A 15961-nucleotide genomic window follows, 5' to 3' on the forward strand; every position below is an offset into this window, starting at 1 on the left:
TATCCTGCTGAACGCCGAACGCAGCAAAAACCTGCAGGCGCTCGTCGAAGGCCTGTACCTCGGCGCGTACACCTTCAACCGCTTCAAGAGCGAAGCAAAGCAGGCACCGCTGTGCGAGGCTACAGTGCTGAGCGCTGTGCCGGAGGCTGACGAGCTGCTGCAGGCTGCTGAAATTTCTGCTGAAGCAGTTTGCTTTGCGCGTGATCTGGTGAATAGCCCGGGCAATGTAGTAACTCCGCAGACCATGGAAGCAGATGCGCTGAAAATGGGACAGGAGCTGCCGTTGGAAATCACTATCATGGACGAGGCAGCCATGCAGGACAGAGGCATGAACGCACTGCTGGCAGTAGGTCAGGGCAGTGTTAATCCCTCTCGTTTGATTGCCTTGCGCTACAACGGCAATGGTGACGCTCCCTATACAGCCTTCGTAGGCAAGGGCATCACCTTCGACAGCGGCGGTGTTTCCATTAAGCCTGACGATAACATGGGCGAGATGAAGGACGACATGACGGGTGCAGGCGCTGTGCTCGGCGCTATGCGTGCCATCGCACGTTTAGGCCTGAAATGCAATGTTATCGGCATACTTGCCTGCGCGGAAAATATGCCTGACGGCAAGGCGCAACGCCCCGGCGACATCGTGCGTGCAGCCAACGGCAAGACCATCGAGGTTGTTTCCACCGATGCGGAAGGACGCATGGTGCTGGCGGATGCAGTCTGGTATGCCTGCCAAATGGGTGCCAAGAAGGTTATTGATATAGCAACGCTCACTGGTGCGGTAATCATCGCCCTGGGCAACGAAACCAGCGGTATTGTGGCCAATGACGACGAGCTGGTGGAGCAGATTAAGCTGGCAGGTCGCATGGCCGGTGAAAACTACTGGCAGCTGCCTTCCCTGCCTGAATGCAAGGAGGCCATCAAGAGCGACGTTGCCGATTTGCTCAACAGTGCAGGACGTGCCGGAGGCTGCATCACCGGCGGCCTGTTCATCGGCGAATTCGTCGACAAGGATATCCCGTGGGCGCATCTTGATATCGGCGGCACCTCCACCGCAAGCAAGACGGAGGGCTTCAAGGTTAAAGGCGGTACTGCCTTTGGCACTATGACGCTTATCAAGCTGGCAGGTATGCTGTAATGGCTGCGCAGCTTGTTGATTTACATTTGCACAGCACCTTCAGCGACGGACGCTACACGCCGACCATGCTGGTGGACGAGGCTGTAGCTAAAAGCATCAGCGTTATAGCCATCACCGACCACGATTCGTGGAACGGTATGGCGGAGGCTCGCGAGGCGGCGAAACGCTACGGCGGACGCATCCGCGTCCTCACCGGCGTAGAGCTGGGAACGCAGTACGAGGATGATGCCGTGCATATTTTAGGCTACCACGTTTCCATGGACTGTGAAGCGCTGCATAAGAAGATGGATGAAATGCGCCATGCGCGCGAGCACCGTTTATATGCCATGCTGGAGAAGCTGGAAAAATTAGGCTACCATGTGGAGGTAGATGCCTGCGACCCCAAGAACAGGGCAGTGGGCCGTCCGCATGTGGCCAAGGCCCTGGTGGCGAAGGGCTATTTTGCTACCGTTCAGGAGGTTTTCGACGCACTGCTGCACCGCGGCGGACCGGCGTATGTGCCGCAACCCAAGCTTTCTCCGCTGGAGGCAGTGACGCTGATTCACGAGGCAGGCGGCATCGCTGTGTTGGCACATCCCTCGGAGCTGGTGGATAAAACTCTGCCTGAGCGTTTGCTTGCTGCCGAACCGTTTGACGGCATCGAGGTGTGGCACCCCAGCGCGGATGCGCAGGCGCAAGCCCATTGGCTGGCGCTGGCCAAGCAGCGTGGACTGTTGGTAAGCGGTGGCAGTGACTTTCACGGAATCCCTGACCGTTTCCCCACAAAGCTGGGAATCTGGCAGGTGCAATATGATGATGTTAAGGGTGTAATAGAATGGAAGTAGTTGCTTTTGTAGGACCTAGCGGTACAGGCAAGAGCCATCATGCTATCGGCGTGGCCTTTGATAACCGCTGCGATGCTATTATTGACGACGGCCTGCTGATTAAGGGTACCAAAATCCTTGCAGGCACGTCCGCTAAGAACGAAGACAACAGAATACAGGCCGTTAAGCGTGCCATCTTCACAGATGAAGGGCACGCGCAGGCAGTGCGTGAGGCGCTGGCCACTAACAACATTCATCGTCTGCTGATTATTGCTACCTCCGACAATATGATTAACAAGATTGTCGGCAGGCTGCAGCTGGATAAGCCGGTCAAGACGGTGTATATCAACCAGATTGCCAGCAAGGCCGAAATCAAGAAGGCACGTCATGCACGTCTGCAGGAGGGCAAGCATATCGTACCGGTGCCGACGGTGGAGCTGAAGCCGCATTTTACAGGCTATTTTGCTGATCTGCCATACAACCTTTTTTCCAGCAAGCGCAAGCAGGAGAAGGATGCGGACCGTTCAATTGTACGTCCGTCGTTCAGCTTTTACGGCAAGCTGCTGATTTCCGACAGTGCGCTGGAGGATATCATCAACATTATCGGGCGTAAGCTGGAGGGAATTGAGCGGGTGACATCGATTAAGGTGCGCCGACGCAGTGACAACAGCAAGGGCATTGTCATCAGCGTGGAGGTTGTGTTGTATTACGGCGTTAAGCTCTTTGCCGTTACCAAGCAGTTCCAGGCGAAGATTAAGGAAAAGATTGAGTATATGACAGCCATGAAGGTGAAGAACGTGAATGTTTCCATCCGCAGCCTGGCTGTGAAGAAGTGAATAGAGCTGTCGCATGTTTTACCCTCGCAGGGTTTCCTGCGGGGGCTTTTGTTTTTTGATACTTTGGGTTAATTCAACTTCTTTCATAACTGAAAGAAGTTGGAAGAAAGGTTCGCGCTTTTTGTAAAGCGCGGCAAAACAAAAACTTTTTCAGGAGAAAAAGTTTTACCAAAACGCTCTCTTAATCGGGTCGCTTTGCTGTTACTAGCGCTTGTTCGTAATTCTTTTAAATGTTCTTTTTTCACGGTATTGACTACATGAAGAAAAACAATATTATCGTTTCCGAAGAAGAAAAGAAAAAAATAATGGATTTGGTGAACGCTAACAAAGATACTATTTACGCAGATTGCAGAGAGCAGGCTGCTTACGAAGAAGACGAAGACTATGAGGAGTAAAACACTAAAACCGAGCACTCACTAACGTGGGTGCTTTTTATTTTCCGGCATGCGAAGGTATATACCGTTTTTTCTATGTTCAAAATCAGGAATCAAATCCTAATTTTATATAAAAAATGCTAAAGTTTGGATTCCGTTCCAAACTTTTAGTGAAAACAGAGAAAACTTGGAATGCGTTCCAAGTTTTCTTGCGTTTATAACAGGTTTGCTTTACAATATAAGTAAGAGGTGATAACTATGCAGCTTATTCCAAGAAAAGAATATCTTGACTGGTTATGTCGCTGGCAGGATAAACAAATCATAAAAGTAGTATCCGGTGTACGCCGTTGCGGAAAATCAACCATGTTTACGCTGTTTAAACAGAACTTGCTTAAGCAGGGGATAGATGAAAAACAAATTATCAGCATCAACTTTGAAGCAATGGAATTTGAAGCCTTACGGGATTATCATACTTTGTATCAATATATAAATGACCGCCTGCAGCAGGACTGCAAAAACTATATTTTTTTAGATGAGGTACAGCATTGCACGGAATATCAAAAAGCTGTCGACAGCCTGTTCATTAAAGATAATTGCGATATATATCTTACAGGTTCCAACGCTTATTTTATGTCCGGAGAGCTGGCAACCGTTCTTTCCGGCAGATACGTTGAACTAAAGATGCTGCCGCTGTCATTTAAAGAATTTGTATCTTCTTTTGCTCCGGAAAATGTTGACATAAGCATACAGGAAAAGTTTAATTTATACCTGAATTATGGTTCCTTTCCTTTTCTGGCACGTTACAATAGCTTTGACAGTGATGCTTATAATTATCTGCGTGATGTATATAATACAATTATTCTCAATGATATAGTAAAACGTCTGAAGATTACTGATGTGAACGCATTAGATAAGGTAACAAAATTTATCGCTGATAATATCGGTAATATTGTTTCTATAAACAAAATTGCGAATACCTTAAAATCCGGTGGCAAGAGTATAGACAACAAGACTGTTGAGAAGTATTTGCAGGGGTTGGTAGATGCTTTGTTTTTATATAAAGCTCCGCGCTTTAACATCAAAGGAAAGCAACTACTTACCAATATGCCTAAATATTATATTGTCGATATTGGTATGCGCAATATCCTGATACGTAATAAAGAAAGCGATATAGGTCATATCATAGAAAATCTTGCCTATCTGGAGTTGTTGCGACGTGGTTATGAGGTATATGTAGGAGATATTGATAAAGGTGAGGTTGACTTTGTAGCCATTAAAAACAACCAGACAGAATATTACCAGATATCTGCCACTACGTTAAACCCTGATACATTAGCAAGAGAGTTGGCACCACTACAAAGCGTACAGGATAATTATCCAAAATATCTTTTGACACTTGACGAGCTTTTTGGCGAAGCTAATTATAATGGAATACAAAAGAAAAACCTGATAAAATGGTTGCTTGAATGAGAGATATAAAAAGCTTGCCTCCAAGCTGACAGCGTAAAAACTTCTTCCATAATATTATAATTTCACCCGTTTTTCACAGCAGCTCGTGCCTTGCACTTCGCTGCTGTTTTTTTATGCGCCCCGATATGCTATAATATATAATGTATAATTAGCTTTACTGCAATGAGCGTTACAGCCTCAGCGGAATAAATTCCGCTTCGGCCTGCAGCGCTTATTTGCCAGCAATAAGGAGTGATAAGCATGGAGATAAAATCTGTCGCTCTTTTGGGAGCAGGAGCCGTAGGCTCTTATATAATCTGGGGACTGAGCAAGCTCCCCGATATCAGATTCGGCATTATCGCCGAGGGCAGCCGTGCTGCGCGTTTACGTGACGAGGGCTGCAGCATCAACAACGTTACCTATCATCCGCAAGTGTTGAGCCCGCAGGAGGCCAAGGGCGTAGATTTTTTGATTGTCGCTTTAAAATACGGCGCTCTGCCCGGCGCGTTGGCAGGCATTCGCGAGGCAGTAGGCCCCCATACTACTGTCATGAGCCTGATGAACGGCGTTGACAGCGAGGAGATTATTGCCGGTGCTGTCGACAGCAAGCAGATTCTGCCTGCACTGATCAAGATTGCGTCGCGTCACGATGGCAACGGCGTGCGTTTCAACCCGGAAAAGACTATCGGTATTGTTTTCGGCGAAGCGCAGGCACCGTTTGAGAGTGAGCGTGTGCTGGCGATTGAAGCGCTTATGCGCAGCGCCGATATCCATATCCGCCATACGGATTGCATTAATGAAGAAATCTGGTGCAAGTTCCGCCTGAACGTCTGCAACAATCTGCCGCAGGCTGTTATTGGCGCAGGTCTTGGCTGCTATCAGGACAGCGAGCATATGCGTGCTATTAAGGAAGGTCTGCGCCGTGAGCTGGAGGCTATCGCCGCCGCCAAGGGCATTGATATGAGCAAATGTCCCGCAAGCTCCGACCGTGGCAGTGCCGTTCCGCCATCTGTGCGCTATTCCACGCTGCAGGATCTGGACGCAGGCAGACACACCGAGATTGATATGTTCTCCGGTGCTCTGATGGCGATGGGTAAGGAGCTGGGGATTCCCACTCCCTACAACGAATATACCTACCATATTATCAAAGCGTTAGAGGAAAAGAACGACGGTCTGTTCGATTACACAGGCCAGAATAAAGAAACTACCTTCTCACGCTAAGTGCGCCTAAAAGGAGGCTTTTGCAGATGAAGAATTTGCTGACGATTGCAGGCAGTGATTCCAGCGGCGGCGCAGGAATCCAGGCCGATTTAAAGACCTTTGCCGCTCATGGCACCTTCGGTATGAGCGTCATTACCGCCGTTACGGCACAAAATACCTGTGGTGTTACCGCAGTACAAAATATTGACTGTGATATCGTCGAAGCACAGATTGCTGCCGTTTTTGATGATATCCGTGTGGACGCAGTGAAAATAGGCATGGTATCGCAGCCGGAGATTATCCGCACGATTGCCGCCTGCCTGCGCCGTTATCAGCCACGCATTATCGTGGTGGACCCGGTGATGATTTCCAAAAGCGGTTATCCGCTGCTGGCACCGGAGGCCTGCGAAACGCTGATTAAGGAGCTGCTGCCGTTGGCTACACTGGTTACGCCCAACCTGCCGGAAGCAGAGGCGATTACCGGTATGCAGGTTACGGAAAAGGCGCAGATGCGCGCTGTAGCGGAAAAAATTATTGCTCTGGGTGCGAAGGCTGTGCTCGTGAAGGGCGGTCATTTGAGCGATACAGCGGATGATTTGCTGTTTGACGGCAGCACGGAGACATGGTTCCCCGGCAAGCGCATCCCTACGCAGAATACGCATGGCACAGGCTGCACGCTCTCGAGCAGTCTGGCGGCAAATCTGGCCAAGGGACTAGAGCTGACGGATGCGGTACGCGCCTCCAAGGCCTACGTTACCGAAGCCATTGAGCATGGCATTGAGCTTGGCAGCGGCTGCGGACCGACGCATCATTTTGTTGATTTATACAGAAAGGCTGGTATCTTAGACTAATGGATTTAAAAAATACTTTTGGCGAGCTGGTTGACAAGCTGCGTAAGGCAAGACCTGTCATCCACGAAATTACTAATTATGTTACGGCGGAAAGCTGTGCAGATGCTGCATTGGCAGCAGGTGCTTCTCCTGTGATGGCCGATGGGCCGGAGGAGGTTGTACAAATTACTGCCGGTGCCGACGCACTGGTGCTGAATCTCGGTACACTGAGCTTCAATAAGCAAATAGCTATGGAGCGTGCGGCGCAGGCTGCCAAAACCAAAGGCATCCCTGTTGTGCTGGACCCGGTGGGCGTAATGGCTTCTACCGTACGCTTGAACTTCGCGCTGAAGCTGCTGAACGCAGGCTATATTGACATCGTGCGCGGCAACCACAGCGAATGTCAGGCACTGCTGCTGGGTGCAACTGGCGGCCGTGGTGTGGACAACATGGAGCAGGGCACCGAAGAAGGCGAAGCACTGCGCACCGCCAAGGATGCTGCTGCCAAATTCGGTTGCGTATTTGCTGTCACCGGCCCGATTGACAACATCAGCAACGGCAAGCAGGCTGTTGTGCTGAACAACGGTCACCCGCTGCTGCAGGATATTACCGGCAGCGGCTGCATGACTACTACCTTAGTTGCTTGCTGCGCCGCTATTACCAAGGATATGCTTGTTGCGGCAGCACTGGGCGTAGTAATCATGGGCCAGAGCGCCGAGCTGGCAGCCAACTTCCTTGAGAAGAAGGACGGCCCCGGCATGTTCAAGGTGCGCCTGATTGACGCTATTTATCATGTAACTACGAAGTGGAATCTGGTGAACCTGAAGCCGGAGGAAAAGGTGTCCTGATGAAAGCACAGCCTGATTACAGTATTTATCTAGTTACGGACGAAAGCTGCCTGCAGGGCAGGGCGCTTATAGACTGTGTGCGCGAGGCGCTTGAAGGCGGCGTGACGCTGGTGCAGTACCGCGCCAAGACAGCATCCAGCGCGGAGATGTACGCCGAAGCGCTGCAGCTGAAAGCACTGTGCGACAGCTTTAAGGTGCCGCTGATTATCAACGATCGTCTGGATATCGCCATGGCAGTGGGCGCAGCAGGCGTACATTTGGGACAGGACGACCTTCCCTGCGCTGCGGCACGCAAGCTTCTGGGCGAGGATTACATCATCGGCGTTTCGGCGCACAATCCGGCGGAGGCTAAAGCGGCATTGCAAAGCGGTGCGGATTACCTTGGCTGCGGCGCTGTCTTCGGCACTGCTACCAAGGCGGACGTCAAAAAGCTGGGTACGGAAGGACTTATGGCTATCTGCAGGGAGAAGGGCCTGCCTGTTGTCGGCATCGGCGGCGTAACTGCGGACAATTACCGCGAGGTGCGCGCGGCAGGCGCTGACGGCGCAGCCATAGTCAGCGGCATTCTGGCTCAGCCAGATATCAGCGCTACGGTAGAAGCGATTGCCAAGGTAAGCGAAGAGTTTGCCAAATAACAAACGTTATCACAAACATTCTTGTTCAATAAAATTATGGTCATCTTTTAGGGTGGCCATTTTTGCATTAAAGCTGATTTTCCGAATTATTTTTAACTAAAACTAAAAAATGTTCACCAATTTGTCTAGATTTATCGCTATCCATATTGGATAAAACGCCGAAGTGTGTTAAAATATTTTCATTAGAGCCTGTAAAACTCATGGTTAAGCCATTCTTCAAATCATGGTCACTATTTTGGTCACTATTGATTCAGAAGACACCTATTGATGTACTTATAGACACTATCCTCATCTATAAGCCACCTTTTGCCACATTTGAAACCCGACAAGCATTTAGACCTCACTAGCAGGTAAATCTTGTCGGGTTTATTTTGTCTTAGAATCTTAGCTGCTTCTTGGGCAGTTATAAGATTTACTTTATCAGCCATTTGTGTTGTACCATAGCACCCTTAGCTTTACCATCTGTATCTACAAGTACAGTAAGCTCTAGTGCTTTATCAGCCTGATAGTTCCTTTGGATAGAGATAGGAACATATGCACGTTCATTTACATAAGACACACCAGCACCCAGCTCCCAAGAGGGGCGCAGTTTAGACAACACAGGAGTGAGGTCTACAGTCTGTTCTACAGTAGCCTTTACTCCCGGTGATGCATCATTAGCAGAGCCACTAGTGCTATCAGGTTGATTAATAGTACCAGCAGTTCTTTTAACAATCGGCACACTCACTTTCTCGCCATTAATAACAGCGACGTATTTGTTAGACAACACCAAGTCCTCTTCTTTGGGGTTGTCTTTGGTCTCAGCATGGATTCCTGTGGTAGACAAAAGTCCACCCTTGGAATCTGAGCTGGACTGAAGGGGTTCTGAAGCTTTGTTGTCTCCTCTTAGATATAAGTAGCAGCAACCAGCTCCAATAGCAAAGCTCAGTAAAAGAGCGATTATATTCTTAGTTCTCGTGGTAAACATAGCATTACATACCTATAATGGTTTGCAGCAGACTGTTTGCAATCTGCAAGAAGCCAAGGAGTGGTCTATATTCGGGATTGAACGATGAGGATAGCGTATCCACGAACCACAAGAAGACAAACAGGGGGATGGATATTAAAAGACCATAGAGGAAGAAGGTCTTTAGTTTCATTAAGGTTTCTTTCATGATATATAGTCTCCTTTAAGAAGGTTATTTAAGGTAATAATAAAAAATACCCTAAGGAATCCTTAGGAGGTATAGGAAACCTTAGGGTATCTATAAGTATCTATTAATTAGGTTTATTAGTAATAATAACAATTACCCTTAGGTATCTATAGTATCTATAGAACCAAGGGTATCTAAGGGTTACATATGGAATCATATAAGGTCATATGGTATCTATAGTAACTATAAGGTATCTATAGTTATCTATAGTTATCTATAGGTATATATAATGTCCCTTTCCTACTCTTATCGAGTATGTGACCCATTAGTTTCACAGGTTTATATGACCCATTAGCTATAAAAGTTATCAACCACAGTAGCATCCCCAAATTGTGGTTGTCTTTTTCTATAGCGTTCCGGAACAAGCTCAGGATTATATTCTTTGTGTAAGACACCAAAGTCAGAATCCCACCATTTCATAAGCTGTTCTTCTTCAAGTTCATCAATGCCCTGTTGAGCATCCCTGTCTAAGCTTTCTAACCAAAAGGCAACAGCCATGGTTACAGCATCAAGCCTATCATCATGGGCAAGTGCACCTTTATCTCTAGTGAGCCTTGTGAGCTGATAGATTAAAGAATACTTTTGGTCATTCTCATATACCTTATAATCATCATAGATAACAGAGGTGTTGACAATGAGCTTATGACGCATCATAACAGGTTCAAGTGTATCAATAATACGAGCTTCTTTCTGCTTGTTGTTCTTGACTTCTGTGTAGGTGCAAGGGTGAACTTTATTCAGCACAGGTTTAAAGAGCTGCCCCCACATACCATCACCAAAGTTAGCTTCAGAGACAACATCATTCACACCCCAAAACTTACACTTATTAGCTAGGATGTTGAGGGTATCATCACCATAGCCATCACGATAGCCACCAACTTCCATGAGGAAAAGGTAACCATTGAGAATCTTGATAACAGCATAGGCAAGTTCATCCGCACCACGTCCGGAGGGGTCAATAGCCATTACAGTACCTGTATATTTAGCAGTTTCTTTAGACCTGTCAAAAGGGGCATAGAAGAAGTCACCTTTAAGGGCAGTACAGGGTACATCCTTTAGTCGCTGTTCATAGCCACTTGCCCATGACCACTTCAGGGATGCTTCATCCATATCAAGGTCAGCTACAATAAAGTCAGCTACTTTGAGAGGATATTTTTCAGCATCAGAGAGACTAGTGTCTAAGAGGAATTGTAAGGTAAAACCTGCTTTACCATAAGACAATCTGCGCTTAAAAATCTCTTCTTCATTGAAGCGCAAGGGGTCAGTGGGTTTACCTGCTAATGAGGGGTCTTTATCAAGAGCATCTGCAATAAAGGGATGTAAGCGGTTACCATAGTTGGCTCGCATTTTCTGTGTTTCAGGATAAATAACAGGGAAGATTACACAGGTGTAACCACGATTTTGCAGTTCATTGTATAAAGACTGCTCTGACTGAGGCGTACCTAAATATATAATGTGCCCCTGTGGTTTGATAATGGAATCAAACTCCTTTACAGCTTCACTTAATTTATCACGCTGCACCTGTGTGCCTGAATTAGAGGGAATCTCAATATCATCAGCAATTAGCAGGTCAGCACGAGAGCCTGTAATCTGACCATAGATACCTACAGACTTTACAGAGGGGGAGATGTCAGGAACAGCAGGGGCGACATCAAACAAGTTCATTGTGTCTCTATTACCTTTGGATGTATCCGGTTTTAAGTGAGCAAGAAAAGGTAATGTCATAATAATGCGCTTAACAAAGATAGCATTAGCATCTGCCCTGTCTTTACCAGCAGACACAATTTCTACTTTAATTTGGGGGTTACGCCATAAAGACCACACAGCAAAAGCACAGGTAATGAAACTCTTAGCGACACCACGGAATCCCTCCAAAATAGTGCGGTCACTAGGGGAATGTTGCAGATAATTAGCAATAGCGTATTGGATAGGGGTAGGTGGTGGGAGACCTATCATTTTCCAAACAATAAAAAGGAAGACCCTAAAGTCCTCCTTAGCTTTGGCAACCTGTTCATCTGTCCATTCAGACATCAGCTCACCTGCCCATCCAAATCAAAGGTAGGAATCTCTTCCACTACCTTCTGAATCTTTTGTACCCCTTGGGTTTCGGGGGTAGTCTGTAATTTATTTTGCTTTAAGAACTCACGCACCTTAGCAAGAAAAGCAGGGTTGCGACGTAGCTCCGGGTCATCAAGACCCTCTAAAAGGGCATTGACTTCACCTATAGCAAGCTTATCAAGTAGTTTCTCATCTATCTGCATAGTTTATCACTCCTTTGTATTCATAAATCAATTCTCACATGATTGAGAGGGGCTGGGAGTGCCATTTGAGCAATGCAACACTCCCATAGGTATAATCACATAGGCAAGAAAATTAAAATGTTCAGATAGGCTCTCAGGCGTTACTGAGGGCGTTTTAACTTCTTACCTTTTAATTCTTCAATGTAATCTGTTTTAGTTGTATCGACAAGACAAACATCATATGTCTTGGATAGGGTACGAATAGCAGCAGCAGTTCCTTTACCGAAACGGAAAGCCCACAGAGGACACTTGCAGATATGACAATCTCGGATGTTATCAGAAGTACCTGCACAGTCCATGCATTTTAAACGAATAGCACGAGTGAGTGAAGGGTTCTTAATATCAGTGATATACACCTTTTTAGCCACGGAAGTCACCTCCTAAATGGATAAAGCGGTCTCTAATCTCCTCAGTACGCCCTTGATTCCAAAACTGACTGCCTAAATATCCACAGGTTCTACGTGTCACGTTCATCTTGGTTTTGTCTCTATTGCCACAATTCGGACATTGCCACTCCAATCTACCATTATCTGTGACAATCTTAATCTCACCATCATATCCACAGACCTGACAATAGTCACTCTTGGTATTCAGCTCTGCATACATAATGTTGTCATAGATAAACTGAATAACAGTCATAACCGCATCAATGTTTTTGGTCATATCAGCACACTCAATATAACTGATAGCACCACCCGGACTGAGTAGTTGAAACTTAGATTCAAACTGAAGCTTGGTGAAGGGGTCAATAGGCTCACGTACATTCACATGGTAGCTATTGGTGATGTAGTCATGGTCAGTGACTTCTTTTATCACCCCAAAGCGGTTACGAAGACACTTAGCAAATTTATATGTAGTGGTCTCCATAGGAGTACCATAGACACTATATCCTAAGTGCTCCTTAGCTTTCCATTCAGCACACTTATCATTAAGGTGTTGCATGATAGCGAGTGCAAAGGGGTTCACAGCCGGGTCAGTATGGGATTTACCGAACATTGCCATGCAGCACTCATAGAGACCTGCATAACCAAGGGAGATAGTGGAGTACCCATTCTCCAATAATTTATCAATCTTCTCACCCTTCTGCAGGCGAGCAATAGCACCATACTGCCAATGGATAGGAGAGACATTGGAGATTGTACCTTTAAGATTTTGGTGTCTTACACGCAAGGCTCTGTGGCACAACTCTAGACGCTCATCAAGAATAGACCAAAACTTATTTTTGTCTTTATTAGCAGACAACGCTACATCCACAAGGTTGATAGTAACTACACCCTGATTGAAGCGACCATAGAATTTAGCTTTACCATTTTCGTCAAGATAGGGTGTCAAGAAGCTTCTGCATCCCATAGGAGGGTAGCAATGCCCCACACCATCTTCGGTCTTCTTATTCTTCAGCATAATCTTCTCAGACAAATAGTCAGGCTGCATACGCTTAGCAGTGCATTTAGCACACATCTCTGTAAGGTAATAATAGGGAGTACCTTTACGGATGTTGTCTTCCTCTAAGACATAAATTAGCTTAGGAAAGGCAGCAGCAATCCATGCACCCTTTTCATTCTTGACACCCTGATAGCGTTGGCGAATGATTTCCTCAATAACCATAGCGAGGTCTTTCTTTTCCTGCTCATTCTTAGCTTCATTGAGGTATAGGAATAAGGTAACAAAAGGTGTCTGACCATTGGATGTCATAAGGGTATTAATCTGATATTGCATTGTCTGTACACCCTTAGTGATTTCAGCTTTCAGTCGCTTTTCTGTGATATAGTCTAGGTCTGTCTCACAATACTCAGCCTGAATATCTTCTAGCTCCTGCTTAACTTCTTCTTTAATTTTTTGTCTTGAAGTATTGACAAATGGAGCTAAATGTGCTACCGACACACTTTGACCACCATATTGATTAGAAGCAACCTGTGCCATAATCTGAGTAGCAATATTGCAAGCAGTAGCAAAGCTATGTGGCTTTTCAATCATCGTACCATTGATTACAGTACCATTTTGAAGCATATCTTCCATGTCTAACAGGGCGCAGTTGTACATCTTTTGGATAGCATAGTCCATATCATGTACATGGATGATACCTTCTTTATGTGCCTTCATTACATCCGGAGGGAACAACAGCTTTTCAGAGAGTTCCTTAGAGACCATACCTGCCATATAGTCACGTTGGGTAGACAAAATAACAGGGTTCTTATTAGAGTTTTCCTCATTCACATCTTGGTTGCTGAGGTTGACAATATCAAGCACTTCACTCAAAGCACCTTTGGTATTACGGATAAGCTCACGTTTATAGCGATAGCGGATATATTCACGAGCAACATCAGCATAATGGCGCAACATTAAATCATGCTCAACATAATCTTGAATATCTTCTACACCCATAGCACACTCATAGCTATCCCCATAGAAATAGCGACATAATCCTTCAATATCCTGTGCAATCTGCTCTTTTGTGTCTTCATCAACATAGCCTGCCTTAGAGATGGCATTAATAATTTTCTCTTTATTAAAGTCTACGAGAGACCCATCACGTTTCTTAATTTTCAAATTGATACAGACCTCCTTTAAAAATAAAAGAGGGAGACTAAGCTCCCTCGTAAATCTTACCAACGTGCCATATAACCACGGACATCCACATGGACACCCCAGCTATAAATACCAATACCATCAGCACCAGCAGTTACCGCAGCATCATACAAAGTCTGCAACATAACACCATCAGGGCATTGCACATCTGCAGCAGTTCCATAGATATGCTGGCTGTTAGACACACCACCTACCTCAGCATTGTGGGCAGGGCAACGATAACCACAGGACAGCACTAAAGGCTTACCGATGATAGCACGCATACGCTCTAATACCTGTACAAGCCGTGGGTTGATGTCAGCACCATTGTGGAGACCACCACAGCCACATTTACAGGCAAATTCACTAGAATCAAAATGAGCAGATAATTTCACTTATTACATTCCTCCTTTTTGAAAAAGGTCTTATACAGCAAGACCCAAATTTGAATCAAGACATACATAATGGTGACGATATACACCCAATCAGATAAGGGGATACCCATGAGGGATAGGGTGGAGACACCAATAGGAGGGGTTGTCTTTACAATTTCATTGTCCATAATATCCTCCATAATAAAATAAAAGAGGGTCAGCTTCTCAGCCAACCCTCGGTACATTATGCAGCAGCAGGGGTAGTAGCAGGCAGTTTAAGTTTCAGATAGAGAAGTTCTCTATCTTTGTCTGCCAGCTTATCACGCAGAGCTTGCATAGTGTTGCAGGTAATCAGAGCACGAGTTTTCTCGCCTTCCTCATGGATAGCGGTGGTAACTTTACAGGTGTTTGCAGCACCCTCAAAGCGCAGGGCATCAATGTTACGATTGATACTTTCACCGACACTAGCTACTTTGTATCCGGTTTCTTTTTCATTCATGCCAACAGTATAGAAGCCGTCGCACATACCACTTTGGATACCACGCAGACTAGCTTTGATGTCTTGGTTGTCTAAGCCTTCAGACAGCTCTGCACGAGTTACAGCACCTTGGAAAGCAGAACCATTACCACCCCAGCCACCAAAACCGCCAAAGCCGCCACCAAAGGCAGCTAAGAGGATAAGGTATACAAAGGGGTTATTCCACATCTCATTACCATTAGAACCTTGTTTGGCGAGCATCAGGGCATCACCGAGACCTACGCCAGCATTAGCCATTTCCATTACTTTTCAACTCCTTTTTGAACTTGGTTGATGTATGCTTTGCCTGCATTGATGTCTTCGTCAGACATGCCACGCTTACGAGCTTCCTCCTCAACCATTGCTAACAGTTCAGGGGAAACCTGTTTCAAGGCTTGCATCATCATCATTTGCATAAGTTTGTTTTGGTTCATGTTATATTGCATAGTGACTAGTCACCTCCTGCTATTATGATAACATGAATTTAGGAATTGAAAGTTGTAACTAAATGACTATAAAGTTACTTGAAAAGGACAAGATATACTTTGTCATATATTTGTCTTAAGGCACGTTTGATACAAGACACATCCTCGTGGTACTCCATAGCAAGCTTTTGTTGAGAGTAGTCACTAATGATGATTTTGTCGAGTATGTCTTGTTGTCTTGGTGTGAGCTTGGCTTCGGTAGTGATAGCCTTGTACTCAGTGAGAGTAGAGGACTTAAGCCAAGCACGAGCCTTTTACGATTCTTTTCCATGATAACTCCTTTCTGCCCACCCAAACCCCTAAGGGGAAGACAACAACCCTGTCTTTTACTTAATTAAAATAAATTGATAGCTTCAACTTCTTCTTTGGTTGTAGCGGTTTCCACTTTTTCTTTAGCTTTTCTATAAGCTATGTGGAGCT

Annotated in this window: 20 protein-coding genes; 9 read left to right on the forward strand and 11 right to left on the reverse strand. The window is 45.9% G+C overall.

The window, feature by feature from the left end:
- The 9 genes from BN587_RS04540 to thiE all read left to right on the forward strand — a co-directional run.
- The coding region (locus BN587_RS04540; RefSeq protein WP_303684842.1) for a leucyl aminopeptidase at positions 1-1132 on the forward strand (1132 nt) is incomplete at its 5' end.
- Positions 1132-1956, forward strand: coding sequence for a PHP domain-containing protein (locus BN587_RS04545; protein ID WP_021719962.1), 825 nt, complete (start codon positions 1132-1134; stop codon positions 1954-1956). The genes BN587_RS04540 and BN587_RS04545, both read left to right, overlap by 1 nt.
- Positions 1947-2771 (forward strand): Asp23/Gls24 family envelope stress response protein, encoded by an 825-nt coding sequence (locus BN587_RS04550; protein WP_021719963.1) that lies wholly within the window; start codon positions 1947-1949, stop codon positions 2769-2771. The genes BN587_RS04545 and BN587_RS04550 overlap by 10 nt, the downstream gene beginning before the upstream one ends.
- A gap of 257 nt (positions 2772-3028) precedes the next feature.
- The gene (locus tag BN587_RS11835) at positions 3029-3166 is read left to right on the forward strand and encodes a hypothetical protein (protein ID WP_299824223.1); all 138 of its coding nucleotides are present in this window, start codon (positions 3029-3031) and stop codon (positions 3164-3166) included.
- Positions 3167-3403: 237 nt separating this feature from the next.
- Positions 3404-4615 (forward strand): ATP-binding protein, encoded by a 1212-nt coding sequence (locus tag BN587_RS04555; RefSeq protein WP_021719965.1) that lies wholly within the window; start codon positions 3404-3406, stop codon positions 4613-4615.
- 240 nt (positions 4616-4855) lie between these two features.
- Positions 4856-5815, forward strand: coding sequence for a ketopantoate reductase family protein (locus BN587_RS04560; RefSeq protein WP_021719966.1), 960 nt, complete (start codon positions 4856-4858; stop codon positions 5813-5815).
- A gap of 26 nt (positions 5816-5841) precedes the next feature.
- A complete protein-coding gene (gene thiD, locus BN587_RS04565) occupies positions 5842-6645 on the forward strand; it encodes a bifunctional hydroxymethylpyrimidine kinase/phosphomethylpyrimidine kinase (protein WP_021719967.1) in 804 nt (267 codons plus the stop codon).
- A complete protein-coding gene (gene thiM, locus BN587_RS04570) occupies positions 6645-7472 on the forward strand; it encodes a hydroxyethylthiazole kinase (RefSeq protein WP_021719968.1) in 828 nt (275 codons plus the stop codon). Before thiD ends, thiM begins: the two co-directional genes overlap by 1 nt.
- Complete coding sequence (gene thiE / locus BN587_RS04575) at positions 7472-8107, forward strand: thiamine phosphate synthase (RefSeq protein WP_021719969.1); 636 nt, start codon at positions 7472-7474, stop codon at positions 8105-8107. The genes thiM and thiE overlap by 1 nt, the downstream gene beginning before the upstream one ends.
- Positions 8108-8349: 242 nt before the next feature.
- Here thiE and BN587_RS12190 read toward each other — a convergent pair whose 3' ends face one another.
- The 11 genes from BN587_RS12190 to BN587_RS04620 all read right to left on the reverse strand — a co-directional run bounded on the left by BN587_RS12190 (position 8350) and on the right by BN587_RS04620 (position 15502).
- Entirely contained in the window at positions 8350-8535 is a 186-nt protein-coding gene (locus BN587_RS12190; RefSeq protein WP_368482938.1) for a helix-turn-helix domain-containing protein, read from the reverse strand.
- Positions 8520-8873: a hypothetical protein gene (locus tag BN587_RS11840; protein WP_303684843.1), complete on the reverse strand. Its 354-nt coding sequence runs from the start codon at positions 8871-8873 to the stop codon at positions 8520-8522. Before BN587_RS11840 ends, BN587_RS12190 begins: the two co-directional genes overlap by 16 nt.
- A gap of 205 nt (positions 8874-9078) precedes the next feature.
- Complete coding sequence (locus BN587_RS04585) at positions 9079-9261, reverse strand: hypothetical protein (RefSeq protein ID WP_021719971.1); 183 nt, start codon at positions 9259-9261, stop codon at positions 9079-9081.
- A 330-nt stretch (positions 9262-9591) separates the two neighbouring features.
- Positions 9592-11331 carry a phage terminase large subunit gene (gene terL / locus BN587_RS04590; protein ID WP_021719972.1) on the reverse strand — a complete coding sequence of 580 codons (1740 nt, stop codon included), beginning with the start codon at positions 11329-11331 and terminating at the stop codon, positions 9592-9594.
- Complete coding sequence (locus tag BN587_RS04595) at positions 11331-11561, reverse strand: hypothetical protein (RefSeq protein ID WP_021719973.1); 231 nt, start codon at positions 11559-11561, stop codon at positions 11331-11333. Before BN587_RS04595 ends, terL begins: the two co-directional genes overlap by 1 nt.
- A gap of 140 nt (positions 11562-11701) precedes the next feature.
- Complete coding sequence (locus BN587_RS04600; RefSeq protein ID WP_021719974.1) at positions 11702-11968, reverse strand: hypothetical protein; 267 nt, start codon at positions 11966-11968, stop codon at positions 11702-11704.
- Entirely contained in the window at positions 11961-14147 is a 2187-nt protein-coding gene (gene nrdD / locus BN587_RS04605) for an anaerobic ribonucleoside-triphosphate reductase (protein WP_021719975.1), read from the reverse strand. The genes BN587_RS04600 and nrdD overlap by 8 nt, the downstream gene beginning before the upstream one ends.
- Positions 14148-14203: 56 nt before the next feature.
- Positions 14204-14560 (reverse strand): YcbK family protein, encoded by a 357-nt coding sequence (locus BN587_RS04610; protein WP_021719976.1) that lies wholly within the window; start codon positions 14558-14560, stop codon positions 14204-14206.
- A complete protein-coding gene (locus BN587_RS11845; RefSeq protein ID WP_303684846.1) occupies positions 14557-14727 on the reverse strand; it encodes a hypothetical protein in 171 nt (56 codons plus the stop codon). Before BN587_RS11845 ends, BN587_RS04610 begins: the two co-directional genes overlap by 4 nt.
- 56 nt (positions 14728-14783) lie before the next feature.
- Entirely contained in the window at positions 14784-15320 is a 537-nt protein-coding gene (locus tag BN587_RS04615) for a hypothetical protein (protein WP_021719978.1), read from the reverse strand.
- Positions 15320-15502, reverse strand: coding sequence for a hypothetical protein (locus BN587_RS04620; protein ID WP_021719979.1), 183 nt, complete (start codon positions 15500-15502; stop codon positions 15320-15322). Before BN587_RS04620 ends, BN587_RS04615 begins: the two co-directional genes overlap by 1 nt.
- Positions 15503-15961 lie beyond the last annotated feature (459 nt).

It is taken from the genome of Phascolarctobacterium succinatutens CAG:287 (assembly GCF_000434895.1).
GTDB lineage: Bacteria > Bacillota > Negativicutes > Acidaminococcales > Acidaminococcaceae > Phascolarctobacterium_A > Phascolarctobacterium_A succinatutens_A.

Coding starts and splice junctions, on each gene's coding strand:
- terL (WP_021719972.1), bottom strand. CDS start 11,331: ATGTCTGAATGGACAGATGAACAGGTTGCCAAAGCTAAGGAGGACTTT.
- thiM (WP_021719968.1), top strand. CDS start 6,645: ATGGATTTAAAAAATACTTTTGGCGAGCTGGTTGACAAGCTGCGTAAG.
- BN587_RS11835 (WP_299824223.1), top strand. CDS start 3,029: ATGAAGAAAAACAATATTATCGTTTCCGAAGAAGAAAAGAAAAAAATA.
- BN587_RS11845 (WP_303684846.1), bottom strand. CDS start 14,727: ATGGACAATGAAATTGTAAAGACAACCCCTCCTATTGGTGTCTCCACC.
- BN587_RS12190 (WP_368482938.1), bottom strand. CDS start 8,535: ATGGCTGATAAAGTAAATCTTATAACTGCCCAAGAAGCAGCTAAGATT.
- BN587_RS04585 (WP_021719971.1), bottom strand. CDS start 9,261: ATGAAAGAAACCTTAATGAAACTAAAGACCTTCTTCCTCTATGGTCTT.
- BN587_RS04555 (WP_021719965.1), top strand. CDS start 3,404: ATGCAGCTTATTCCAAGAAAAGAATATCTTGACTGGTTATGTCGCTGG.
- thiE (WP_021719969.1), top strand. CDS start 7,472: ATGAAAGCACAGCCTGATTACAGTATTTATCTAGTTACGGACGAAAGC.
- BN587_RS04620 (WP_021719979.1), bottom strand. CDS start 15,502: ATGCAATATAACATGAACCAAAACAAACTTATGCAAATGATGATGATG.
- BN587_RS04560 (WP_021719966.1), top strand. CDS start 4,856: ATGGAGATAAAATCTGTCGCTCTTTTGGGAGCAGGAGCCGTAGGCTCT.
- BN587_RS04615 (WP_021719978.1), bottom strand. CDS start 15,320: ATGGAAATGGCTAATGCTGGCGTAGGTCTCGGTGATGCCCTGATGCTC.
- BN587_RS04550 (WP_021719963.1), top strand. CDS start 1,947: ATGGAAGTAGTTGCTTTTGTAGGACCTAGCGGTACAGGCAAGAGCCAT.
- BN587_RS04545 (WP_021719962.1), top strand. CDS start 1,132: ATGGCTGCGCAGCTTGTTGATTTACATTTGCACAGCACCTTCAGCGAC.
- thiD (WP_021719967.1), top strand. CDS start 5,842: ATGAAGAATTTGCTGACGATTGCAGGCAGTGATTCCAGCGGCGGCGCA.
- BN587_RS04595 (WP_021719973.1), bottom strand. CDS start 11,561: ATGCAGATAGATGAGAAACTACTTGATAAGCTTGCTATAGGTGAAGTC.